21 protein-coding genes and 3 pseudogenes are annotated in these 23,107 nt (G+C 72.1%); 14 read left to right on the top strand and 10 right to left on the bottom strand.

Going from position 1 to position 23,107, the window contains the following annotated elements; translation table 11 throughout:
• The first annotated feature begins 76 nt into the window (after window positions 1–76).
• The 3 genes from POF73_RS20010 to POF73_RS20000 all read left to right on the top strand — a co-directional run bounded on the left by POF73_RS20010 (window position 77) and on the right by POF73_RS20000 (window position 4,918).
• Window positions 77–1,489: a pyridoxal phosphate-dependent decarboxylase family protein gene (locus POF73_RS20010; RefSeq protein ID WP_272117242.1), complete on the top strand. Its 1,413-nt coding sequence runs from the start codon at window positions 77–79 to the stop codon at window positions 1,487–1,489.
• A gap of 128 nt (window positions 1,490–1,617) precedes the next feature.
• Window positions 1,618–3,261, top strand: coding sequence for a PucR family transcriptional regulator (locus POF73_RS20005; protein WP_272117241.1), 1,644 nt, complete (start codon window positions 1,618–1,620; stop codon window positions 3,259–3,261).
• Between the two features lie 196 nt (window positions 3,262–3,457).
• Complete coding sequence (locus tag POF73_RS20000; RefSeq protein WP_272117239.1) at window positions 3,458–4,918, top strand: amino acid permease; 1,461 nt, start codon at window positions 3,458–3,460, stop codon at window positions 4,916–4,918.
• A 97-nt stretch (window positions 4,919–5,015) separates the two neighbouring features.
• Here POF73_RS20000 and POF73_RS19995 read toward each other — a convergent pair.
• The 3 genes and pseudogenes from POF73_RS19995 to POF73_RS19985 all read right to left on the bottom strand — a co-directional run.
• Window positions 5,016–5,183, bottom strand: a pseudogene (locus POF73_RS19995) (SDR family oxidoreductase); the annotation flags it as partial.
• 46 nt (window positions 5,184–5,229) lie between these two features.
• Window positions 5,230–5,586 carry an ArsR/SmtB family transcription factor gene (locus POF73_RS19990; protein ID WP_272117236.1) on the bottom strand — a complete coding sequence of 119 codons (357 nt, stop codon included), beginning with the start codon at window positions 5,584–5,586 and terminating at the stop codon, window positions 5,230–5,232.
• A 208-nt stretch (window positions 5,587–5,794) separates the two neighbouring features.
• Window positions 5,795–6,169 (bottom strand): hypothetical protein, encoded by a 375-nt coding sequence (locus POF73_RS19985; RefSeq protein ID WP_272117234.1) that lies wholly within the window; start codon window positions 6,167–6,169, stop codon window positions 5,795–5,797.
• 259 nt (window positions 6,170–6,428) lie between these two features.
• Between POF73_RS19985 and POF73_RS19980 the strand changes: the two genes are divergently transcribed.
• On the top strand, window positions 6,429–6,977 hold the full coding sequence (locus POF73_RS19980) for a hypothetical protein (RefSeq protein WP_272117232.1): 549 nt from the start codon (window positions 6,429–6,431) through the stop codon (window positions 6,975–6,977).
• Here the strand turns inward: POF73_RS19980 and POF73_RS19975 are convergent.
• The 4 genes and pseudogenes from POF73_RS19975 to POF73_RS19960 all read right to left on the bottom strand — a co-directional run bounded on the left by POF73_RS19975 (window position 6,968) and on the right by POF73_RS19960 (window position 10,007).
• A complete protein-coding gene (locus POF73_RS19975) occupies window positions 6,968–7,882 on the bottom strand; it encodes an SDR family oxidoreductase (RefSeq protein ID WP_272117230.1) in 915 nt (304 codons plus the stop codon). The genes POF73_RS19980 and POF73_RS19975 overlap by 10 nt on opposite strands.
• A 95-nt stretch (window positions 7,883–7,977) precedes the next feature.
• Window positions 7,978–8,259: pseudogene (locus tag POF73_RS19970) on the bottom strand (DUF4180 domain-containing protein); the annotation flags it as partial.
• A 30-nt stretch (window positions 8,260–8,289) separates the two neighbouring features.
• Window positions 8,290–8,919 carry an MBL fold metallo-hydrolase gene (locus POF73_RS19965; protein WP_272117228.1) on the bottom strand — a complete coding sequence of 210 codons (630 nt, stop codon included), beginning with the start codon at window positions 8,917–8,919 and terminating at the stop codon, window positions 8,290–8,292.
• Window positions 8,919–10,007 carry an S-(hydroxymethyl)mycothiol dehydrogenase gene (locus POF73_RS19960; RefSeq protein ID WP_272117226.1) on the bottom strand — a complete coding sequence of 363 codons (1,089 nt, stop codon included), beginning with the start codon at window positions 10,005–10,007 and terminating at the stop codon, window positions 8,919–8,921. Before POF73_RS19960 ends, POF73_RS19965 begins: the two co-directional genes overlap by 1 nt.
• Before the next feature lie 228 nt (window positions 10,008–10,235).
• Between POF73_RS19960 and POF73_RS19955 the strand changes: the two are divergent.
• From POF73_RS19955 to POF73_RS19945, 3 genes and pseudogenes are all read left to right on the top strand, one after another.
• Window positions 10,236–11,579: pseudogene (locus tag POF73_RS19955) on the top strand (MBL fold metallo-hydrolase); the annotation flags it as partial.
• Window positions 11,577–11,909, top strand: a complete 333-nt coding sequence (locus tag POF73_RS19950; RefSeq protein WP_272117306.1) for a rhodanese-like domain-containing protein — start codon at window positions 11,577–11,579, stop codon at window positions 11,907–11,909. The pseudogene POF73_RS19955 and the gene POF73_RS19950, both read left to right, overlap by 3 nt.
• Before the next feature lie 117 nt (window positions 11,910–12,026).
• A complete protein-coding gene (locus POF73_RS19945) occupies window positions 12,027–12,776 on the top strand; it encodes a sulfite exporter TauE/SafE family protein (protein WP_272117225.1) in 750 nt (249 codons plus the stop codon).
• Window positions 12,777–12,794: 18 nt separating this feature from the next.
• Here POF73_RS19945 and POF73_RS19940 read toward each other — a convergent pair whose 3' ends face one another.
• A complete protein-coding gene (locus tag POF73_RS19940) occupies window positions 12,795–13,082 on the bottom strand; it encodes a metal-sensitive transcriptional regulator (RefSeq protein WP_272117223.1) in 288 nt (95 codons plus the stop codon).
• 65 nt (window positions 13,083–13,147) lie between these two features.
• Here POF73_RS19940 and POF73_RS19935 point away from each other — a divergent pair, with 65 nt between their 5' ends.
• Window positions 13,148–13,741 (top strand): rhodanese-like domain-containing protein, encoded by a 594-nt coding sequence (locus POF73_RS19935; protein ID WP_272117221.1) that lies wholly within the window; start codon window positions 13,148–13,150, stop codon window positions 13,739–13,741.
• Here POF73_RS19935 and POF73_RS19930 read toward each other — a convergent pair.
• On the bottom strand, window positions 13,734–14,327 hold the full coding sequence (locus POF73_RS19930; protein WP_272117219.1) for a transketolase: 594 nt from the start codon (window positions 14,325–14,327) through the stop codon (window positions 13,734–13,736). The genes POF73_RS19935 and POF73_RS19930 overlap by 8 nt on opposite strands.
• Window positions 14,328–14,501: 174 nt before the next feature.
• Here POF73_RS19930 and POF73_RS19925 point away from each other — a divergent pair, with 174 nt between their 5' ends.
• From POF73_RS19925 to POF73_RS19910, 4 genes are read left to right on the top strand one after another with little or no spacing between them, the layout of a single operon-like run.
• Window positions 14,502–15,272: an isopentenyl transferase family protein gene (locus POF73_RS19925; protein ID WP_272117217.1), complete on the top strand. Its 771-nt coding sequence runs from the start codon at window positions 14,502–14,504 to the stop codon at window positions 15,270–15,272.
• Window positions 15,269–16,597 (top strand): FAD-binding protein, encoded by a 1,329-nt coding sequence (locus POF73_RS19920; protein WP_272117216.1) that lies wholly within the window; start codon window positions 15,269–15,271, stop codon window positions 16,595–16,597. Before POF73_RS19925 ends, POF73_RS19920 begins: the two co-directional genes overlap by 4 nt.
• A complete protein-coding gene (locus POF73_RS19915; RefSeq protein ID WP_272117214.1) occupies window positions 16,594–18,108 on the top strand; it encodes a TIGR00730 family Rossman fold protein in 1,515 nt (504 codons plus the stop codon). Before POF73_RS19920 ends, POF73_RS19915 begins: the two co-directional genes overlap by 4 nt.
• A 28-nt stretch (window positions 18,109–18,136) precedes the next feature.
• Window positions 18,137–19,891: an ABC transporter ATP-binding protein gene (locus POF73_RS19910; RefSeq protein WP_272117213.1), complete on the top strand. Its 1,755-nt coding sequence runs from the start codon at window positions 18,137–18,139 to the stop codon at window positions 19,889–19,891.
• Window positions 19,892–19,933: 42 nt separating this feature from the next.
• Here POF73_RS19910 and POF73_RS19905 read toward each other — a convergent pair whose 3' ends face one another.
• Window positions 19,934–20,779: a (2Fe-2S)-binding protein gene (locus POF73_RS19905; RefSeq protein ID WP_272117211.1), complete on the bottom strand. Its 846-nt coding sequence runs from the start codon at window positions 20,777–20,779 to the stop codon at window positions 19,934–19,936.
• 206 nt (window positions 20,780–20,985) lie between these two features.
• Here POF73_RS19905 and POF73_RS19900 point away from each other — a divergent pair, with 206 nt between their 5' ends.
• Both POF73_RS19900 and POF73_RS19895 read left to right on the top strand, forming a co-directional pair.
• A complete protein-coding gene (locus POF73_RS19900) occupies window positions 20,986–21,978 on the top strand; it encodes a FecCD family ABC transporter permease (RefSeq protein ID WP_272117304.1) in 993 nt (330 codons plus the stop codon).
• On the top strand, window positions 21,975–23,024 hold the full coding sequence (locus POF73_RS19895; RefSeq protein ID WP_272117209.1) for a FecCD family ABC transporter permease: 1,050 nt from the start codon (window positions 21,975–21,977) through the stop codon (window positions 23,022–23,024). Before POF73_RS19900 ends, POF73_RS19895 begins: the two co-directional genes overlap by 4 nt.
• The last annotated feature ends 83 nt before the right edge of the window (window positions 23,025–23,107 follow it).

Below are 23,107 nucleotides of genomic sequence, written 5' to 3'. Positions count from 1 at the left end.
CCCGTGCGCCCTGGGATCGGTTGTCCGAGCGGTTCGGTCTGTGACCGAACGGTGAAGTTGTGCCTACGCTGCCGCAATGCACCCATTACTCGCCGACGATCTCTCCCGTCTCCCCGAGATCCTGCGATCCGCCCGCGACCTCGCGACGCGGGAGCTGGCCGCTCTGGCCGAGCGGCCGGTCGTACGCCTGGACGACGCTCCCGATCACGAGGACCTCCCGGCCGAGGGTGTCGGGGCCGCGGATGCCCTCGCCCGGTTCGCCGAGCGGTGGGCGCCGGGCTTCTCCGGCTCGGCCGGTCCGCGCTACCTCGGCTTCGTCACGGGCGGTACGACACCGGCCGCGCTCGCCGGGGACTGGCTGACCAGCACATACGACCAGAACGTGATCAATGGCGCCGACTCCTGGGCGACGGCACTGGAACGGGAGACGGTGAGCTGGCTGCGGGCGCTGTTCGGGCTGAGCGACGCACACAGCGGGGCCTTCGTGACCGGTGCGACCGCGTCCAACACCGTGGGACTCGCCATCGCCCGGGAATGGCTCGGCGAGCGCGGCGGCGTCCGCGTCGCCCGGGACGGGGTCGCGGCACTCGGCCCGGTCGACGTGCTGTCCGGCAGCGCCCACTCCACCGTCCTCAAGGCGCTGGCCGTCCTCGGCATCGGCCGGGACCGGCTCCGCCGGGTACCGGTACTGCCCGGCAACCGCGAGGCCGTCGACGTCGGCCGGCTCGCCGAAGCCCTCGACGCGCTGGAGGGACGTCCGGCGATCGTCGTGGCCAACGCCGGGACCGTGAACACCGTGGACTTCGACGATCTGCGGGCCATCGCCGCGCTCAAGGAGCGGTACGACTTCTGGCTCCACGTCGACGCCGCCTTCGGCGCTTTCGCCGCCCTCTCCCCCAGGTACGCGCATCTCGTCGACGGTCTCGACGCAGCCGACTCGGTCTGCGTCGACCTGCACAAATGGCTGAACGTGCCCTACGACGCGGCGGTCCAGTTCACCCGCCGACAGGACCTGCAGGTGAACGTCTTCCACAACGCGTCGCCGTACATCGGGCTGCCCACGGAGGACCCCGACCTCCTGCACCTCACGCCGGAGAGCTCCCGCCGGCTGCGGGCTCTGCCGGCCTGGTTCTCGCTGATGGCGTACGGCCGGGAGGGGCACCGCGAGATCGTTGAACGCACGGTCGTCCTCGCGCGCCGCCTCGGCGAGCGCATCGCCGGCCTTCCCGGGCTGGTGCTGCTCGCGCCGGTCCGGCTCAACGTCGTCTGCTTCACGCTCGCCGACCGGCCGACGCCGGAACGCGTCGACTCACTGGCCCGGGCGGTCACCGCGTCCGGCGAGACGTTCCTGACGCCGACCGTGTACGACGGCACCCCCGCGCTGCGGGCCGCGTTCAGCAACTGGCGTACGTCCGAGGCCGATGCGGATCGGGTGCTCGACGCGATCGCTTCCGGGCTCGACAGCCTGCACGGCGCCGGGGGGACCTGACCGGGGCGACGGATACGCCTGGGGCCGTCGACGGGCGTCATGCCCCATGGAGCCCCTCTCGCACGGGCGGATAGCATCGGGGTCCGCCATGGTTCCCAGCAGAGGCGACGTTCATGGATCCGGCCGCGGTGTCTCCGCCCCCAGCCGGCGTCAGCCTGCGCCAATTGCTGATGACCCTGGGTGACTCCCTGGTGGAGGTACAGGCCGCTCCCGCCGGGCTCGACGTCGAGATCCGGGGGGTTGCCCTGCTCGACCCCGAGGACCCTCCGACCGCCCGGCCGGGCGAGCTGGTCCTCGTCATCGGGGCCCGTGGCCGGGCCGCCCTTCCCGCGCTGCGAGCCGCCGCTCGTGACGGAGCCGCCGCCGTCGTGGTCAAGCTGGACGGTCCCGGTCAGGCCGGGGCCCTCAGCGAGACGGCCGCCGAGGCCGGGGTGGCCCTGCTCTCGCTGCGCGGTGAGGCGCGCTGGGAGCAGGTGAACGCGCTGGCCTGCGCCGCCCTGGACGACGCCCCTGCGGGACACCCCGGTGAAGGTGCTGGCGAGGGCGACCTGTTCTCCCTCGCCCAGACCACGGCCATCCTCACCAACGGCATCGTCAGCGTCGAGGACGTCGCCAACCGGGTGCTGGCCTACTCCCGCTCCACCGACTCCGACGAGATCGACGACCTGCGGCGGCGCTCCATCCTCGGCTGGCAGGGACCCGAGGCGTACCTGGCGAAGCTGCGCGCGTGGGGCGTGTTCCAGCATCTGCACTCCAGCGACCAGGTCATCGGCATCGACAGCCACCCGGAGCTGGGGATCCGCCGCCGGCTGGCAGTGGCCATCAGGTCCGGGGACCGGCAGCTGGGCACCATCTGGGTGCAGGAAGGCTCGACGCCCCTGTCCGAGCACTCGGAGCAGGCGCTTCTGGGCGCCGCCCGGGTGGCCGCGCACCACCTGGTCCGCCGCCGCCGGGAGCTCTCCGAGGACCTGACCCTCACCCGGACCCTGCTGGCCGGACTGCTGGAGGGAAGCACCGGGCCGCAGCCGCTCGCCACGCACCTGGGATTCGACGCCACCCTGCCGGCCGCCGTCCTGGGCTTCTCGTACGGCACCGCGGAGGTAGTCGCCGCGCCGGACACCAGCCATGCCGGCGCCGCACCCGAGCTGACCCACACCGAGGTCACCAACCTGATCTCGGTGCACATCGCCGCGCGCCACCGCAGCGCCCTGGTCACCCAGCTCGACCCCCGCATATACGTACTCCTGCCCCAGCTGCCGCGCAGCATCGACACGGACACGCTGCGCGGCTGGGGCCAGGAGATCACCGACGCCGCGCGCCGCCATCTGGGCCTGCCGCTGCGCGGCTCGATCGGCTGCCTGGTGCCCGTGCTCGGCGACGTCCCCGAGTCGCGCCGGGAATCCGACCGCATCCTCGACGCCATGATGAGCACCGGCCTGCCCACCGCGGTCGCCGCGCTGCCCGACATCCAGGCGGAAGTACTCATCAGCGAGATGCTGACCCTGTTCGCCGCCCACCCCGAGATACGGGATCCACGGCTGACCGCCCTGGTGGCGCACGACAGCCGACACCAGGGCCGACTGGCCGAATCCATGCTCGTCTACCTCAACGCCCTCGGTGACGTTCGGGAAGCCGCGGCCCAGCTGCATGTGCACCCCAACACACTGCGCTACCGCATTCGCCGGGCCGAGGAGCTGACCGGTCTAGACCTGAGCCGTCCCGACCAGCGTCTGCTGGCCATGCTCCAGCTGCGGCTGCCGCCGGGCGCCTGACGCCGGCTCCGCATTGTCCGGTCCCACAGGCATTGCGGGCGAGTTTGTTCGTCTTTCACAAACACGACGCCCCACGGCCCCCCATACGCTTGCGCAAATCCAACTCCGCAAGTGACACGGCTCACCCCATGCCGTGAACGCTGCCCCGGGCGCCCGCTCCCCGCAAAGCTCTCCCAACCACTCAACGGATGTCGACATGACTACACGTCCCCCCGGATCTCTCGCCCCAGACACCGCTCCACCCGCAGGTGGTCAGCCTCCGGAGCAGGCAGGTCTGCGGGCCGGTCTCAAGAACCGCCATCTGTCGATGATCGCCATCGGCGGGGTGATCGGCGCCGGTCTCTTCGTGGGATCCGCATCCGGTATCGCCGCCGCCGGACCCGGCATCCTGGTGTCGTACGTGCTGGTCGGCGCGCTGGTCGTCTTCGTGATGCGGATGCTCGGCGAGATGGCCGCGGCCAACCCGTCCTCCGGCTCCTTCTCCGCCTACGCGGACCGGGCGCTCGGTCGCTGGGCCGGGTTCTCGATCGGCTGGCTGTACTGGTTCTTCTGGGTCGTCGTGCTCGCCGTGGAGGCCACCGCTGGTGCCGTGATCCTGGAGGGGTGGGTACCGGCCGTACCGCAGTGGGCCTGGGCTCTGATCGTGATGGTGGTGCTCACCGCCACGAACCTGGCCTCGGTCGGCTCCTTCGGCGAGTTCGAGTTCTGGTTCGCGGGCATCAAGGTCGTCGCCATCTCGGGCTTCATCGTCCTCGGCGGCCTGGCGATCTTCGGTGTGCTGCCCGGCTCCGACCACGCCGCGACCGGCTTCGGCAATCTCACCGAGCACGGCGGCTTCCTGCCCAACGGGCCCGGAACGATCCTCACCGGCATCCTGCTGGTCGTCTTCTCCTTCATGGGCAGCGAGATCGTCACCCTCGCCGCCGGTGAGTCCCCGGACGCGCGGCGGGCGGTCGCCAAGGCCACCAGGAGTGTCATCTGGCGGGTCGGTGTCTTCTACGTCGGCTCGATCCTCGTCGTGGTGTCCCTGCTGCCGTGGAACGACCCCTCGATCAAGAAGCACGGCTCGTACGTGGCGGCGCTCGACTCGATCGGCATCCCGCACGCCGGGCAGATCATGAACTTCATCGTGCTGACCGCCGTACTGTCCTGTCTCAACTCCGGCCTCTACACCGCGTCCCGGATGGCCTTCTCCCTCGGGCAGCGCGGCGACGCCCCGCCGTCCTTCGTCCGCACGAACGCCCGCGGTGTCCCGCACGTCGCGATCCTGGCCTCGGTGGCCTTCGGCTTCCTCGCGGTCGCGTTCAACTACCTGTGGCCAGACACCGTCTTCCAGTTCCTGCTGAACTCCTCGGGCGCGGTCGCCCTGTTCGTGTGGCTGGTCATCTGCTTCTCGCAGCTGAGGATGCGAGGGATCATCCTGCGCGAGAGCCCGGAGAAGCTCGTCGTCCGGATGTGGCTGTTCCCGTATCTGACGTGGGCGACGATCGCGATGATCTCGTTCGTGCTCGTCTACATGCTCACCGACGACAGCAAGGGCGGCGGCCGCAGTCAGGTCCTGCTGTCGGTGCTCGTCGCCGCACTGGTCATCGGGATCTCGTTGATACGGGACCGGATCCGCACCAACGGCACCAAGGACACCGTCTCGCCAAGGTAGCCACCGGAAGCCGCCCTACGGCGTTGCAGGCTCCCCGCCAGGTTCGGCGGGGAGCCGTCCTGTGCGCGTGCTCAGGTGGCTCGGCGCCGCTGTATCCCCGTATCCCCTCGTGGAACCCCGAGTTCACCGCCGTCAGGCCGCCGTCGACGGTGAGCGTCGTTCCGGTGATCCAGGCGGCGTCGTGGGACGCCAGGAAGGCGACCGCGGCGCCGATGTCCTCGGGCTCGCCCAGGTGATCAGAACTCCGTACCCCGCGAAGTGCGCTGTGTCCGTCATGGGCCGAACCGTAGTGGCGGTGCCTTCGTGCGGTCTCACCCGGTGCGGTCCAGGGCGGCCGGGGTGTCGGCCTGTTGGAGTTCGGTGAGGAGCTGGTTCTGGCCGGTGAGGAGCTCGGTGAGGATGCAGCGGGCGGCACGCAGGAGTTCGGCGACGTCTCCGCCGGCGAGCGCGTACCGGACGGTGGAGCCCTCCCGGATGGACACGATGATGCCGGAGCGTCTCAGGACGGCCAGCTGCTGCGACAGGCTGGACGGCTCGATCTCGATGTCGGCCAGCAGGTCCCGTACGGGCACCGGCCCGTGCTGGAGGAGTTCCAGCACCCTGATGCGCACGGGGTGGCCGAGCATGCGGAAGAACTCCGCCTTGACCTGGTAGAGGGGGGCCTGCATGGATGCTCGCTCCTGGTCGGATGGGTGGGACTGCGACCGCCGCGCTGCGGCGGCATCCGGGGACACCGCCGCAGCACAGGCCGCCTTCGGAAGCCGATCCTTCACGCCTTGGGCCCGGTAGGAACGCACTTTGGAACCATGCTGATGTGGTGACTTGAAGAAGTCTTCACATGATGGGCAGGCGTGGCCACCGACGTCCTCGGGCGGGTCAGATCTCGATCTCCTCCTCGACGCGCTTGAGTTGGTGGCGGGCCATCGCCAGGTTCGACCGGGCCTTGTCGAGGACGAGGTAGAGGAAGAGCCCGTTGCCGGTACGACCCGTCACCAGGCGGATCAGGTGGTACTGGCGGTCCAGCGTGATCAGGATGTCCTCGATCTGGCCCTTGAGGCCCAACTGCTCCATGGTGCGGACCTTGGCACGGATGACATCCGTGTTGCCGGCCGCGGCGACGGTCAGGTCCAGGTCCTTGCTCCCGCCGAGGGTGCCCAGCGCCATTCCGCTGGTGTAGTCGACGACAGCAGCTCCCAGGGCTCCCTCGACCCCGGCCATCATCTCCTTCAGCGACACTTCCACACTCGCCACAGCGCCTCCCATTGCATGTGCCGTTGACTGCGCGGGCCGGTGCTGGCGACCCGCCTCGGTGCCGGGACCGTATGCGCGCCGTCGTCCCGCCGTGAGGCACTCTCTGGGACTGACCCGTGACGACCGAACAAGGGCACGACCGGACCGTTTCGACGGTCGGCAAGTGCCGTGAGTGGCCGAGAAGTTGACACCTGGGCCGCGGTCCGTGGCAGTCGGGGGCGCGGGCGGGGCGGCCCGGACGGGCGGGTACCGTGCGTCCATGTCCGCGTTCCTTCAGCAACTCCCCGCTCTGCTCGGCGTCGTGATCGGCGCGATCGGTTCGTATCTGGTGGTCGTGCGGGGCGATCGGATGAGGTTCCGGCGGGAGCAGACGGCGCGTTGGGAGGAGCGGCGGCTGGCGGTGTACGCCGACTACGCGCGGTCGGTGAAGAAGACGGTCACGGTGACGTACCGGGTCGCCGCCGGGCTGGGCAACGACCCGCACCCGGATCCCCTGCCTCTGGAGGAGGCCAAACCGCTGCTGGCGGATGCGACCACCGGCCGGGATCCCTCGGGCGAGGCGTTGATCATGCTGGGCAGCCCCGAGGTGGTGGACAGGGCACGGGCCTGGGTCGTGGTGGCGATGGAGATGGAGCGGTTCGTACGCGACGGCCGCCGGGATCCGGAAGCCTGGCAGGAGCTGCTGGAGCGGCAGCGCGCCGGGCGTGAGGGCTACTACGCGGCGGTGCGGGAAGACCTGGGTCTCCCGCCGGGCCACTCCGCGCGCTGGTCGCTGCACGCGACCGACCCGGTGCCCGCTCAGCGGTAACCCGTCGTGTCGGCCGGTTTCCCCGCGTCCTGGACCTCGACGAGGTACCGCCAGGCGTCGGGGCGGCTGCCGTCGAGGTCGGTGAAGCCGTAGACCTGCGCGAGCTGTCCGCCGGAGAGGGACTCACCGTTCCAGCGGGCCACCTCGGGGTCGGCGGCGAGTGCGGCCACGGCGCGGCCGACGTAGCGCGGGGTCTCCGAGATGGCGAAGTGCGGGACGCGTTCGAGGGCGTCGCGCCAGTTGTCCTCGCGCACACCGAAGGCCTCCAGCATCATCTCCGAGCGCAGCCAGCCCGGGGTGAGCGCGACGGCGGTGGCGCCGCGTGGTCCGAGTTCGTGGCCGAGGGAGAAGGCCATGCGCAGTACGGACGCCTTGGCGAGGTCGTAGAAGAAGGAGTTGCGGTAGTGGGCGCCGTTGTACTCCGCGGTGCCGTCGGTCATCTCGACCACCAGTCCGCCGGGGTGGCGCAGGAGCAGCGGCAGGGCGTGGTGGTTGGTGATGGCGTGGGTCTCGACCGCGAGGCGGAGCAGCCGGAGTCCCTTGTCGAGGTCGTGCTCCCAGACGGGGCTGTCCCAGGCGAAGAGCTTCTCGCCGCCCCAGATGTCGTTGACGAGGACGTCGAGGCGGCCCTGTTCGTCCGCGATGCGGTCGACGAGTGCGCGGACCTGCGCCGGGTCGAGGTGGTCGGTGGGTACGGCGACGCCGTGGCCGCCGGCCTCGGTGACCAGGTCGGCGGTGTCCTCGATCGTCTCGGGGCGGTCGTACTCCGAGCGGCGCCCGCGTGTGCTGCGTCCCGTGACGTAGACGATGGCGCCGGCCGCGCCGAGCTCCACGGCGATGCCGCGCCCGGCCCCCCGTGTCGCCCCGGCGACCAGTGCGACCTTGTCCTTGAGCGGCTGTGACATGTCCGGCCTCCCGACCCTCTGCGAGCGATGTCGTCTCCGAGGGTGCCGGGTAAGCCGGACATCTTCTGTCGTCTTTTACTGGTCGTGTTTCGGGGTCACCCGGCCGGGCGCAGTCGCGCGTCGAGTGTGTCGTAGGTCGGCAGGAACCAGCTGTGGCGGCCGCTTTCGGTCGCGTGGACGAAGCCGCGCAGGGCGGTGCTCTCGGCAATGTGGTGGGAGATGTCGCCGACGAGGACGAGGCGCAGCCGGTAGTGCGCGAACTTCTGCATGACCGCGCCCGCGACGCCCGACCGCAGCCGGAAGAACTCGTCCCGGACCCGCTCCACGGGCACCGCGATCAGCTCGGCGTCCTGCCCGAAGGCGTCGGCGATCAGATCGAGCGCCGCGCGGCCGCGGCGGCGCTCGGCTCAGTGGCCGCGGTCGATCCACTCCTGCGCATGTGGAGCCTCCGCGCCGATGGTGGTCGGGTCGCCGTGACCGGTGAAGACCTTGGTCTCGGGCGGGAGGGTGAGCAGGCGGGCGCGGATCGAGTCGATGATCGTCGGGAAGTGGGAGTACGAGCGGCCGGTGGCGCCGGGGCCGCCCTGGAACAGGGTGTCGCCGGTGAAGACGACGCCCAGGCCGGGGTCGTGCAGGCATACCGCGCCCGGCGCGTGGCCCGGGGTGTGCAGGACGGTCAGGTCAGCGCCCGCGGCTTCGATGATCTGTCCGTCCACGAGGTGGGCGTCGGGGGCGCGGTCGGGGTGGGTCTGCTTCCACAGCGGCAGGTCGTCGGGGTGGAGCCAGATCGTGGCGCCGGTCCGGTCGGCCAGGGCGGGCGCGGCGTCGATGTGGTCGTTGTGGGCGTGGGTGCACACGATCGCGGTGAGGCGCCGGTCGCCGACGGCCTCGGCGATGGCGTCGGCGTCATGGGCGGCGTCGATGACGATCGCCTCGTGGTCGTCGCCGACGATCCAGACGTTGTTGTCGACGTCCCAGGTGCCGCCGTCCAGCGAGAACTGGCCGGAAGTGACGAGGCGTTCGATGCGGGCGGCCATCACAGCATCACCACCGAGCGCAGCACGTCGCCGTGGTGCATCCGCTCGAACGCCTTCTCCACCTCGTCCAGCGCGATGGTCTCGGTGACGAAGGACTCCAGGTCCAGACGCCCCTGCAGGTGGAGGTCGATGAGCATCGGGAAGTCGCGCGAGGGCAGACAGTCGCCGTACCAGCTCGACTTCAGCGCGCCGCCCCGGCCGAAGACGTCCAGCAGCGGCAGTTCCAGCTTCATCTCGGGCGTGGGCACGCCGACCAGGACGACGGTGCCGGCGAGGTCGCGGGCGTAGAAGGCCTGCTTGTACGTCTCCGGGCGGCCGACCGCCTCGATGACGACGTCGGCGCCGAAGCCGCCGGTCAGCTCGCGGATCGCCTCGACCGCGTCGTTCTCGCGGGAGTTGACCGTGTGCGTGGCGCCCATGGTGCGGGCCGTGTTCAGTTTGCGGTCGTCGATGTCCACCGCGATGATCCTCGCCGCTCCGGCCAGGCGTGCCCCGGCGATCGCGGCGTCCCCGACGCCGCCGCAGCCGATCACCGCGACGGTGTCGCCGCGGCCGACGTTCCCGGTGTTGATCGCCGCGCCGATTCCGGCCATCACGCCGCAGCCCAGCAGGCCGGCGACCTGCGGCGCCACCGACGCGTCGACCTTGGTGCACTGCCCGGCCGCGACCAGCGTCTTCTCCGCGAAGGCGCCGATGCCGAGCGCCGGGGACAGTTCCTGTCCGGTCGAGGCGAGGGTCATCCGCTGCTTGGCGTTGTGGGTGTCGAAGCAGTACCAGGGGCGGCCGCGCAGACAGGCCCGGCACTGACCGCACACCGCACGCCAGTTGAGGATCACGAAGTCACCGGGGGCGACGTCGGTGACGCCCTCCCCCACCGACTCCACGACGCCCGCGGCCTCATGACCCAGCAGGAACGGGAAGTCGTCGCTGATGCCGCCCTGCTTGTAGTGCAGGTCGGTGTGGCAGACCCCGCACGCCTGCACCTTCACGACGGCCTCGCCCGGCCCCGGATCGGGCACCACGATCGTCTCCATCCGCACCGACTCGTCCTTGCCCGGTGCGATCACGCCGCGAACTTCCTGCGCCATGGTGCTCCACCCTTCCCTCGGCGGCTCTCGTTCCACTCCCGACCCTAGATGTGACTGATCAGTAAAGGGCTGGATCCGAGCGCTTCACGTCCCCTTTCCGGCCATCGATCCGGGCTTCTCGACCACCACTCCCGAATACCCCCAGGGGTACCTCTGCTACCTTTGCCACATACCCCCGGGGGTAATAAACCCAGGGGTGCACGAGAGGACCAGGAGAGGAGCACTGCCGTGTACTTCGTCGACACCATCGACGTACCGGGGCTCGGCAACCGCAGCTATCTGGCGGGGGACGCGCGCAGCGCCGTGGTGGTCGATCCGCCCAGGGACATCGACCGGGTGATCGCGGCCGCCGCGCGGCGGGGCGTGCGGATCACGCACGTCGCCGAGACGCACGTCCACAACGACTACGTGACCGGCGGCCTGGAGCTGGCCCGGCTCACGGGCGCCGTCTACCTGGTGCCGGCCGCGGCGCAGGTCGGGTACGACCGGGTGCCGGTCGCCGACGGGGACCGTACGGAGATCACGGACGGCCTGGTGCTGCGCGCCCTGGCCACCCCCGGGCACACCCCGCACCACACCTCGTACGTCCTGGAGGAGACCGGGCGCTCGGTGGCCGTGTTCACCGGCGGTTCCCTGCTGATCGGCACGGTGGGGCGGCCCGATCTGGTCGAGCCCCGGCTGACGGGACGGCTGGCGCGGGCGCAGTACGACTCCGCGCAGCGGCTTGCCGCCGAGCTGCCGGACGAGACTGCGGTCCTGCCCACGCACGGCTTCGGCAGCTTCTGCTCCGCCACGCAGGCCGCGGGCGGGGCGACGACGACGATCGGGCGTGAGCGTGCCGTCAACGACGCCCTGGTGAAGGACGTCGACGCGTTCGTCGCCGACCTGCTCGCCGGGCTGGACGACGTCCCGGCGTACTACGCGCACATGGGTCCGGCGAACGCGCGGGGTCCGGCGCCGGTGGACCTGACCCCACCGCGCCCGGCCGGCGCCGAGGAGATCGCGGCGCGGCTCGCCGCCGGGGAGTGGGTGGTGGATCTGCGCAACCGGGTCGCGTTCGCCGAGGGGCATGTCGCCGGTTCGTTCAACTTCGAGGCGGAGGGGCAGCTCGCCACCTATCTGGCCTGGCTGCTGCCGTGGGGCAAGCCGGTCACCCTGCTCGCCGAGACCCCGGCCCAACTGGCCGACGCCCAGCGGGAACTGGTCCGGGTCGGCATCGACCGGCCGGCCGCCGCCGCGACCGGCTCCCCCGCCGACTGGACACGCCAGGGCGAGCGGCCGCGCTCCTTCCCGCGCGGCACCTTCGCCGAACTGGCCGCGCAGAATCACGTGGTGGTCCTGGACGTGCGCCGCGACTCCGAGCGCGACGCCGGTCACCTCAGGGGCTCGGTGCACATACCGCTGCACCAGCTGCGCGACCGTCTCACGGAGATACCCGACGGCACCGTGTGGGTGCACTGCGCCGGCGGTATGCGGGCCGCCATCGCCGCCTCACTGCTGGACGCGGCGGGACGCGACGTCGTCGCCGTCGACGACGGGTTCGCCGCGGCGCAGGACGCCGGGCTCCCCATGGCGCGCGTCACCGCGGCCGAGGCCCACCGGCTGGCGGAGGCAGATTCCGTCCTCGTGGATGTGCGCGAGCCCGACGAATGGGCCGCGGGGCACGCTCCGGGCGCCGTGCTCGCGCCGCTGTCCGCACTGACGTCGGGTGAGCTGCTGCCGCCGGCCGCGCAGGGCCGCTCGGTCGTCGCGATCTGCCGCTCCGGCAAGCGCTCGCGTGCGGCCGCGGCCCTGCTCACGGCACGCGGCGCGGATGTCGTGGACGTCATCGGCGGGATGCGGGCCTGGGCCGAGGCGGGACTTCCCGTGGTGGCGGAGTCGGAGGCGCGCGGTGGTGTGTGAGGTGGCCCGCAAGGCGCGGGAGTCCCTGGTCGCGCCCGCCCCTGCCCTTCGCCCCGGTCGCACCCGAGCCCTGCCCGCGGGCCGCCTCGCCGGGTCCCACGCCCCGGGCCACCCCCGGTGAGCGCCCTGGTCCTCGGTCTGCTCGCCGGTGCCGTCACCGGGCTCGCGCTCGGGGCACTGGGAGGTGGCGGCAGTGTGCTGGCCGTGCCCGCGCTGATGTACCTGCTCGGCTTCACACCGGCCGCGGCCGCCACCGCGAGCCTGGTCGTCGTCACCGTCACCTCCGTGACCGCGCTCGGCGCGCACGCCCGTGAGGGCACGGTGCGATGGCGCGCCGGGGCACTGTTCGCGGCGGCGGGCCTGGTGCCCGCGGCGGTCGGCGGGGCCGTGTCCGGACGGCTGCCTCCCGCGCTGCTCACGGGGGCGTTCGCGGTGATCGCCGCTGTCGCCGCGCTGCGCATGCTGCGGCCGCCGGCCGCCGTACGGCACGACGAGGTGCCGGTGCGTCCCGGCCGGGTCGTTCAGGCCGGGGCGGGGCTCGGCGCGGTGACCGGCCTGCTCGGGGTCGGCGGCGGCTTCCTCGCCGTACCCGCGCTGGTGAACGTGGTCGGGCTGCGCATGCGGGCCGCCGTGGGCACGAGCCTGCTGGTCATCACCGTCAACTCACTGGTCGCGCTGGCGGCCCGGGCGGGTGCGGCGGCGCCGGTCGACTGGGGAGCCGTCGCGCCGTTCGCGGCGGCCGCGGTGCTCGGCGCGTGGGACGGCAAGCGGCTCGCCGGGAAGGTCTCCGGCGGCACGCTGCAGCGGATCTTCGCGTGCGCGCTGCTGGCGGTGGCCGTGTTCATGCTGGCCGACGCCGTCGTATGACCCCCCGCGGTCGTGCCCCTAGGCCAGTGACAGGAACAGCTTCTCCAGCCGTGCCTTCATCTGCTCCGTCGTCTCACCGTCGCGTGCGCCCTTCTCGGCGTCGGTGAGGCACTGCTGGAGCCCGGTCGCGATGATCGCGAAGCCGGCCCGGTCGAGAGCCCGGGAGGCGGCGGCGAGCTGGGTGACGACGTCCTCGCAGTCGCGGCCCTCCTCGATCATCTTGATCACTCCGGAGATCTGCCCCTGCGCCCGGCGCAGGCGGTTCAGCACCGACTTGAGCTCATCGCCCTCGAACTGCAGCTCCACGATCACTCCTCTGCATACCCTTGGGGGTATTTTACCTCCTCCCCCTCGAAAGGATCTCGCTTCCCGTGAACCCGCCCCCTGAACCCCGCGCCCTCGACGCCGACCAGGCCCGCACCCGCCTGCCCGGCCTCACCGTCATCGACGTGCGCATCCCGGGTGAGTACGCCGCCGGACACCTGCCCGACGCCCTCAACATCCCCCTGGACCGCCTCGACTCGGCCCTGCCCGCGCTTCGGCGGCTTCCCGGCGAGTTGCTGGTGGTCTGCGCCTCAGGCGCCCGCTCGGAGCGAGCCTGCCGCATCCTCTCCGGGCACGGCATACCGGCCATGACCCTGGCAGGCGGCACCCAGGGCTGGGCAGCACGCGGGCACGAACTGCGCCGGCCGGCGCCGGGCCGGCGCCCCGTCTGGGCGATGGAGCGTCAGGTGCGCTTCACGGCGGGCGCGATCGTCCTGCTCGGCCTGGCCCTCGGACTGCTGCACCCGGCCTGGCAGGTGCTCTCCGCGGGGATCGCGGCCGGGCTGGTGTTCTCGGCCCTCACCGACAGTTGCGGCATGGCCGTCCTGCTGTCGAAGCTGCCGCACAACCGCCCGCGCCCCGCCGACTTCGACGCGACGCTGGCCGCTTTGGGCCGGCGCGGGCGATCGCCGCTCACCTGAGAAAGTCCCGGACGGCCCGGGCGAGGGCCGCCTCGTCCAGGCCGTCCGCGCGCCCCAGCGCCAACACCCGGTGCGGTACGTGGATCAGGGTACGGGCGACCTGCTGGGCCGACAGTCCGGACGAGCCGGGTTCGACGAGGATGACGTCGGCGTGGTCGGCGGCGAGCACGGCCGTGCGCAGGGCCACCTCGTCGAAGGGCCGGACGGTGGCCGCGTAGAGCACGGCCAGGTCGAGACCTTCCGTGGCGCGCAGGACCGGGTCGAGGGTGGCGCCGATCGCCAGGACCACGCCGCCGAGGCCCTCCCGGACGAGTTCGAAGCCCTCTCCCAGAGCACGCGGTTCGGCGTTGGACTCACCGGAGAGATGGACGTACGTCCGCTCGCCGCACTCCACGGCGCGCCGGACGGCGGCGCGCACCTCGGCCGGATGGCCGGGGACGTGCACGGTCCAGTGCGGGTCGGCGGCGAACCTGGTCAGTTCGTCCGCGGCGCCGTAGCCGATGAGGACGGTGGCGCGTTCGGCGGCGGCGCCGGGCTGCGCGGCGGGCAGGGAGGCGGCGACAGCCTCCAGCATGTCGAAGTGCATGGCAAATCCTTCCGGGCGACGGCATCAGCGGCACGTCATGAATTCGGTAAGAACTCGATGTGAATGCCGCTCTTACGGCCTTGGTTTTTCAAGCTACCCCATGATCATATGTACTTGAAGCCTCAACCGTCTCGTGGGAATTCCAAGTGAAAACCCCGGAAGGGAACAGCCCGTATGACCGACGATGAAACGCCTCCCTCGGTCCGTCCGTTCGTCCATCTGATCGCGGGGCCGACGGGCGTCGGCAAGAGCGCGACAGCCACCGAGCTGGCCCGGCGGACCGGCGCCCCGATCGTCGTCGCCGACCGCCTGCAGTGCTTCACCGACCTCGCCACCACGAGCGCACGCGCCGGAGCGGACGTCCCCGGCGTGCGCCGGCACTGGCTCGGCGACCGGACGATCGCCGACGGCGACCTGTCGGCGACGGATGCCACGGATGCGCTGGTGGAGACGGTGGAACGGCTCGCCGAAAGGCATCGGCTGGTGATCGTCGAGGGCGGGTCGATCTCCCTGCTGCGGGAGCTGTGCGCCCGTCGGCCGGAGCTGTCCTGGCAGCTGACGGTGCAGGTCCTGACCCTTCCCGAACGCGACGAGTACCTGGCCGCCCTCACCCGCAGGGCGCGCGCGATGCTCACCCCCGACCCGCCCGGCCCCGGCCTGCTCGAAGAACTGGCCGCCCTCTGGCGCGACCCCCGGCAGCGGTGGCTGGCAGCCTCCGTCAACGGATTCGAGGCCGTGCTCGAATGCTGTGCGAAATATGGACTGGATGTGAAGACCATCCACGAACAGCACATACCCGAGCGCATTTTCAACCGGATTGCCGAGCTGATCGCCGAACGGCACGCGGAGCACGGTTTTCTGCAGCACCGGGTGTTCGCCGAAATTTTCGACGATTCCATGAGGAGCCCCGGATTCGACGTCGATATGCTGGAACGTGCAGCGTGAAAGTAACCGCGGACATACAGCGTGCCGCCACCGACTTCGGGCACATAGTCGGCTCCCGCCCGCTCGACGTCATCACGGCCCGCTCCCCCGTCGCCGTGAGCCGGCTCCTCTCCTTCGCCGGGCCGCGCGGGCTTCCGGTCTCCGCGCGGGGCGGCGGACAGGCCCTGTACGGGCAGGGGCAGGCGCACGGCGGCTATGTCGTCGACATGACCGGGCTCGACGAGGTGCGCTGTGAGCCGGCCGGGCGGACCCTGACCGCCGGTGCCGGCGCGCTGTGGCGTGACGTCGTACGGGCCGCGCTCGCCGAGGGGCTCACGCCTCCGGTGCTGCCCGACCACCTCGGCGGCAGCGTGGGCGGTGTCCTGAGCACCGGCGGCTTCGGCGGCTCCAGTCACCGGTACGGTCTGGTCGCCGACCGGGTGCGGGAGGTGGAGGTCGTCACCGGCACCGGCGAACGGCTGACCTGCTCCCCCGACCGGCGTCCGGACCTCTTTGACGCGGTCCTCGCCGGGCTCGGCCAGTGTGCCCTGATCGTCAGGGCCACCCTGACGCTGGTGCCCGCACCGACCCGTGTGCGCCGCTACCGCCTCTACTACGACACCCCGGACACCTATGTCACCGACCAGCGGCGGCTGGCCCGCGACAGCCGCTTCAGCCATGTCGCCGGCCAGGTGCGGCCGGACCTGGGCGGAAGCTGGCGGTACATGATCGAGGCGGTCGCGCCGCACCCCGGCGGCCCGAGCGCCGGGGAACCGCCCGTCGACGACGAGCCGCTGATCGGCGGCCTGGGCCACGACCGGGACACCGAGGAGATCACGGACCTGTCGTACGGCGAGTATGTGCACCGGCTGGACCGGGACGAGCGGCTGCTGCGCGCCACGGGTGAGTGGGACCGCCCGCACCCCTGGTTCACGCTGCTGCTGCCGGAGGAGGCCGTGCCCTCCTTCGTTCCTGCGGTGCTGTCCGAGGAGGCTCAGCAAGGCCTGCGCGTGTGCGGAACGGTCCAGCTGCGCCCCCTGACGGGGCACGCGCTGCGCGCCCCGCTGCTGCGCAGGCCCGAGGGCGAGTCCTCGTGCCTGTTCTCCCTGATGCGCACGGCACCGCCCGGCGCCCCGGACGTCGTACGGCGGCTCGTCGACGCCAACCGGGCGCTGTACGAGCGGGCCCGGGCCCTCGGCGGTGTCCTCCTGCCGGGCGGTGCGCTGCCGATGACGCCGCAGGACTGGCGCTCCCACTTCGGCCCGATGTGGCCGGATCTCGTCCACGCCAAGGACCGCTACGACCCGTACCGGGTCCTGACCAGGGGGTATGGGCTGTGGCCGTGACGACGGTGACCGTCTTTTGCGGATCCTCACCCGGCAACCGGCCCGACCACATGCGGATCGCCGCCGAACTCGGCCGTGCCCTGGCCGAGGCGGGCCTGCGACTGGTCTACGGCGGTGCGCACATCGGTCTGATGGGCGCGGTCGCGGACGCGGCCCTCGCCTCCGGTGGCGCGGTGACGGGGGTCATCCCGAACCTCATGCTGCCGTACGAGATCACCCATACCGGTCTCACCGAACTCGAGGTGGTCGAGGACATGCATCAGCGCAAGGCGCGCATGGCCGAATCGGCTGACGCCTTCGTGGCACTGCCCGGCGGCCTGGGCACGGCCGAGGAACTCCTGGAAGTGCTGTCGTGGGCGCAGTTGCGGATTCACCGCAAGCCGTGTCTGCTGCTCGACCCGTTCGGCTTCTACCGTCCCCTGGTCACCTTCCTGGAGCACGCGCGCGACGAGGGCTTCCTGCGCCCGGGAGATCTGGAGCGGATCATCGTGTGCCGGTCGGCGCAGGAGGTGGTCGCACGGCTGACGTCCGGCGCGGCAGCGGCGTCGGGCGAGCCGGCTGCGGCGGCGCTGCCGCAGGGGCGTACCGCGTTCCTGTTCTCCGCGACCGGATCCCAGCAGCCCGGCATGGGCCGCGACCTGTACGAGGCGTTCCCGTACTTCGCCGACGTCCTCGACGAGGTCTGCGCTCTGCTCGACCCCTACCTCGACGTGCCGTTGCGCGAGGTGATGTTCGCCCCCGCCGGGACGCCCACGGGCGCACTGCTGGACCGCGCCGTGTTCGCGAGGCCGGCGATCTTCGCGCTCCAGGTGGCGCAGTACCGGCTGCTGGAGAGCCAGGGAGTGGTGCCGGACGTGCTCTTCGGCTACTCGGCCGGGCACATGGCGGCCGCGCATGTCGCGGGCGTGTTCTCGCTGCCCGACGCCTGTCGCGCGGTCGGCACGATGTCGCAGCTCCTGCGCACCCTGCCCCCCGGGGGACGGATGGCGGCGGTGGAGGCCTCGCCCGAGGAACTGCGCCTGGGTCCCGCGACGGTGATCGCGGCGGTCAACGGGCCGCGGTCCGTGGTCGTCTCGGGTGATCAGGAGGCGGTGGCCGAGGTCTGCGCCCAGTGGGCGGCCCGGGGGCGCCGGACGCATGTGCTGCGTGCGGACATGGCGCCCCATTCCCCGCAGCTGGACCCGTTGCTGGACGACTACCGCCGCGTCCTAGGCACGATGGATCTCCGTGCCCCGCGCATCCCGCTCGTCTCCGACACCACCGGCAAGCCCACGGGTGCCGAGGCTGCCGGGCCGGACCACTGGGTGCGGGCGCTGCGGGAGCCCGTCCGTTTCATGGACGCGGTCGACAGTATGCGGCGGGACGGGGTGGCCGCCTACCTCGAACTGGGGCCGGGCGAGGTCCTGGCGGGCATGGTGCGGGACTGTCTGTCCGCCGGGGACGACCGGCCGGTCGTGCTCTCCGTCTCACGGAACTGGCCTGCGCCTCACAGAGGTGCCGACGTAGCCTGATGGCTCCCCGCCGACTCGGAGGAGCACCGTGAGCATCGCGAAAGCGCCGACCGACCAGCCCGCGTGGCGGCTGCTCCTCGGATACGTACGGCCGCACAGGTGGACCCTGTTGGCAGGGGCCGTCCTGTCGCTGGTCACGGGCGCCACGGGGCTCCTCCTTCCGCTGGTGGCACGGGGGCTGATCGACGACCTGTCCCACGACCGGGCCATCACCGGAGCGCTGCTGCTCATGTCCGGGCTGGTCGTGGCCAACGCCGCGGTGGGCGCGCTGGGCTCGTACGTGCTGCGGCGCACCGCCGAGTCGGTGGTGCTCGGCGCGCGGCGCGCCCTTTCGTCGTATCTGCTGCGGCTGCGCATCACCGCCGTGGACCGCAGCGAACCGGGCGATCTGATGGCCCGCATCACCTCGGACACGACCCTGCTGCGCGAGGTCACCACCGACTCGCTGGTGGGCCTCGGCACGGGCGGGCTCACGCTGGTCGCGACGGTCGTGATGATGGGCCTGGTGGAGCCGGTGCTGCTGCTGGTCACGCTCGCCGTGATCCTGGCCGCCGGCACCGTCCTCGGCGTGATCGTGCCGCGCATCAACCGGGCCAGCCGCCAGGCGCAGGACGCGGTCGGGGTGATGGGGGCCTCGCTGGAGCGGATACTGGGCGCGCTGCGCACCGTCAAGGCGTCCGGGGCCGAGCACCGGGAGGAGCGGACCCTGCACGACGCCGCCGAGGAGTCGTGGCGGCAGAGCGTACGGGCCGCCAAGTGGTCGGCCGCCGCGGGCAACACGGCCGGGCTCGCCATGCAGATCGCCTTCATCACGGTGCTCGCGGTGGGCGGCGCGCGGGTGGCGACCGGGGCGATCGACGTCGGCACGCTGGTCGCCTTCCTGCTGTACGTCTTCTATCTGATGTCGCCGATCCAGCAGGTCGTGGGAGCGATCACGCAGTACCAGACGGGCTCGGCCGCGCTCGCCCGGATCCAGGAGGCGCTGCGGCTGCCCGCCGAACCGGCCGCCGCGCCCGCGCCGTTGCCCTCCGCCGGGGCGGAGCCCGCCGCTCTGGCCTTCGCCGACGTCCGCTTCCGCTACGCCGACGACCTGCCATACGTCCACCACGGCGTGACGTTCGCCGTCCCCGCGCAGGGCATGACCGCGTTCGTGGGCCCGTCGGGTGCGGGCAAGACCACCGTCTTCTCCCTCATCGAGCGCTTCTACGACCCCGAGGCCGGGACCATCACCCTCGACGGGCGGGACCTGGCGGACTGGGAGCTCCCCCAACTGCGGTCCGCCATCGGCTATGTGGAGCAGGACGCCCCGGTGCTGTCGGGTTCCCTGCGGGAGAACCTGCTGCTGGGCAACCCCGACGCGGCCGACGACGACGTCACCCGCGTGCTCAAGACGACCCGGCTGGACGGTCTGGTCTCCCGGCTGCCCGGCGGTCTGGACACGCTCGTCGGGCACCGCGGCACCAAGCTGTCCGGCGGGGAGCGGCAGCGCGTCGCCATCGCCCGAGCCCTGCTGCGCCGCCCCCGACTGCTGCTGCTCGACGAGGCCACCTCGCAGCTGGACGCGGTGAACGAGGCGGCGCTGCGGGACACCGTCGCCGATGTCGCCCGCACGACGACGGTGTTGGTCGTCGCGCACCGGCTGTCGACGGTGACGATGGCCGACCGGATCGTGGTGATGGACGCGGGACAGGTGCGCGCGGTGGGCACCCATCGCGAACTCGTGGCCGAGGACCCGCTCTACGCGGAGCTGGCGGCGACGCAGTTCCTGGCGACTGCCGAATAGGCCGAGCCGTCACCGGCCCTCGTCCCCCGCTCGGCCGTCGTCTCAGCCCTGGAGTCTGCGCAGCCGCTCCGCGTCGCAGGTGCGGGGGCAGGTGGCGCACGCCTCGTCGGGGCGGATCGTGTAGTACATGCAGCAGCCGGCACGGGTGCGCGTCGGGTGCCGGCGGCCGTCCTGCGTGGTCAGGTGGCGGAAGTCGGCGCCGCTCGGGTACGGGGCCACCGCGGTCGGCAGCAGTCGGGACGCCGCCCGCACGGCCTCGTCCTCGCGGCCCAGCGTGCGGCCGAGGTACCAGATGCCGGAGACCAGGTCGTCGCAGACCATGCCCCACAGGGCCCGCGAGCCACGGCGTGCGACGGGGCCGATGACGTCCAGCAGCGGACCCATGTGATCGGCGACGGCGGCCCTCAACTCGGCGCACAGGGCCTCTTCGTGAGGGACCGTCAGCACACCGGGCAGGGCGGCGACCGGATCGTCGGTCAGGCAGGCGAGGTCGCTGCCGGGCGTCACGGTGAACTCGGCCGTGGCGAGGTCCAGGCGCAGGTCCTCGGGCCGGATCCGGGGCACGCGGCGTTCGAGGTACCAGGCGCCGCTCATCAGCAGCGAGACCGACCAGACGTAGTCGTGCAGGGCGCGCGAGGCGGCGACGTGACGGCGCGCCACGGTCCCGTGGCGATCGTGAATCCGGGCCGCCTCCGCCGCCACGAAGGCGTCGAGCACGGCCTCGTCCTTCACCAGCTCCGCCGCCGAGACCCCCGCCCGCGCACTCCGGGCACCGGGCTCGGCGACCCGCACGGACAGGACGTCGCAGAGGTCGGTGAGCCGCGTGTAGACATCACCGAGCGCATGCGCGACGGCGCCGGCCGGCGGTGTCGTCGGGGCCACGGACATCGGTGCTCCTGTGCGAGGTTTCAGCGAAAGCAGGACAGGTAAGCCTTACCTTACACTGACGATCAAGCCCAGAATGCCAGGCGGGCGCGCCGCAGGTGAGCATCTATCGCGCAGATCACAGTGAACCCACAGCAGTTGAAACGTAAAGGAAGGCTAACCTAAGCTCACGGCTTGTGATTGCGACCCAACGGGACGCACCGACCGGTGTGTCCTTCCGTGCCTTCAGGCACATACCGCTCTTCCTCGCCGGACTCGCCGCCCTCGTGCTCTGCACCGCGCTGAGCCTCGCTCTCGGCGCCCGCTCGGTGCCGCTGGGCACCGTGGCCGACGCGCTGTTCGGCAACGCTCACGGACGCGAAGCCCTCGTGGTGACCGGGCTGCGCCTGCCGAGAACCGTCATCGGGCTCGCGGTCGGGGCCGCGCTCGGGGTCGCCGGGGCCGTCGCCCAGGGCATCACCCGCAATCCGCTCGCCTCGCCGACGACGCTCGGCATCAACGCGGGCGCCGGTTTCGCGGTCGTCGTCGCCATCTTCGCGCTGAAGCTCAACAGCCCCGCCCAGTACGTGTGGTTCGCGTTCGCCGGTGCGGCCGGCGCCGCCCTGTTCGCACAGGCGCTGGCCCGGCGCGCCGGGGACATCGACGCCGTACGGCTGGCGCTCGGCGGCACCGTCCTGCAACTCGTGCTGCTGTCCTGGACGTCGGCGGTGATGCTGATGAACCAGCGCACCCTGGACGAGGCCCGCTTCTGGCTGGCCGGGTCGCTCTCCGGCCGCACCCTCGACGTCCTGTGGCCGGTCCTGCCCACCCTGCTGCTCGGTCTGGTCGTGGCGCTGGCCGTCTCCCCCGCCCTCAACGCCCTTGCCCTGGGCGACGACTCGGCGCAGGCGCTCGGCGTTCCGGTGGCCCGGATCCGGCTGGCGGGCGGCATCGCGGTCGTCCTGCTCGCCGGGTCGGCGGTAGCGGTCGCCGGCCCGATCGCCTTCATCGGGCTCGCCGCGCCCCATCTCGTACGGCCGCTGCTCGGCGGCGACCACCGGCTGCTGGTGCCCGGCTGTCTGATCGCCGGTCCCCTGCTGCTGCTCGCGGGCGATGTGCTCGGGCGGATGGTGATCCGCCCCTCGGAACTGGAGGTCGGCATCGTCACCGCCTTCCTGGGCGCGCCGCTGCTGGCGCTGCTGGCCCGGCGGGTGGCCCGATGAGCGCCGCGGTCGTCCCCGTGCGGACGACGTCCACGGCCCGTGCCCGGGTCCGGCGCCGAGTCCTGCTGTACGCCGCGACCGGTCTGGCCCTGCTGTTCGTGCTGCTCACCGTCTCCCTGACGACGGGTGAGATCCCGATGCCCGCGGCCACGGCGCTGCGCGCGCTGGTCGGGCTCGGCGATCCGGGCGACGTGCTGGTGATCCAGCAGTTCCGGGCACCGCGGTCGGTGGCCGCGATCGTCGCCGGTGCCGGTCTGGGAGCGGCAGGTTGTGTGCTGCAGCGGCTGTTCCGCAATCCGCTGGCCTCCCCGGACGTCATGGGCATCACTGGCGGCGCCTCCCTCGGCGCGGTCGCGCTGATCGCCGCCGGGGCCTCGCAGGCACTGGTCCCGGTCGGCGCCCTCGGCGGCGGGCTGCTCGCGGCCCTGCTGCTGGGCGTGTTCGCCTGGGGTTCCGGGATCGCGGTCACCCGGCTGGTGCTCACCGGCCTGGCCGTACAGGCGGGTCTCGCCGCCGCCGTGAACCTGATGATCGTGCGCTTCCCGGCCGAACTCGCCGGATCCGCGCTGCAGTGGATCACCGGATCGGTGTACGGGCGGACCTGGACCGAGGTGTGGGGAGCGGGCGGCGCCATGGTGCTCGCGCTCGCCGCCGCGCTGGTGATGAACCGTCAGCTGGCCGTGCTCGACCTCGGGGACGACTCGGCGGGCGCGCTCGGGCTGCGCACCTCACGAGCCCGGCTCCAACTGCTCGTCCTCGCGGTCGTGCTGGCCTCGCTGGCGGCGGCGCTCGCCGGGCCGGTGACGTTCGTGGCGCTCGCCGTCCCGCACGTCGTGCGGTTCGTGACCGGGCCGCCGACCGCCGCGTCCCTCGCCCTGGCCGCGCTCACCGGGGCGGTCCTGCTGCTCGCCTCCGATCTGATCGTGCAGCACCTGCTGCCGATCGAGGGCCTGCCCGTCGGCGCGGTCACCGCCACGCTGGGCGCGCCCTGGCTGCTGGTGCTGATGCTGCGGCAGAGCTCGCCCGTCCAGAGGAGCCAGGGATGACGGAACGCTCCGCTGGGAAAGCCGCGACGGATCGTCGTTCGGCTGCGGCGCCGTTGTGGCCGGTCGCGCAGTTCCCCGCGCCC

The organism is Streptomyces sp. HD (genome assembly GCF_028369295.1).
Classification (GTDB): Bacteria; Actinomycetota; Actinomycetes; order Streptomycetales; family Streptomycetaceae; genus Streptomyces.
This window is presented reverse-complemented; position numbering and strand designations above follow the sequence as displayed.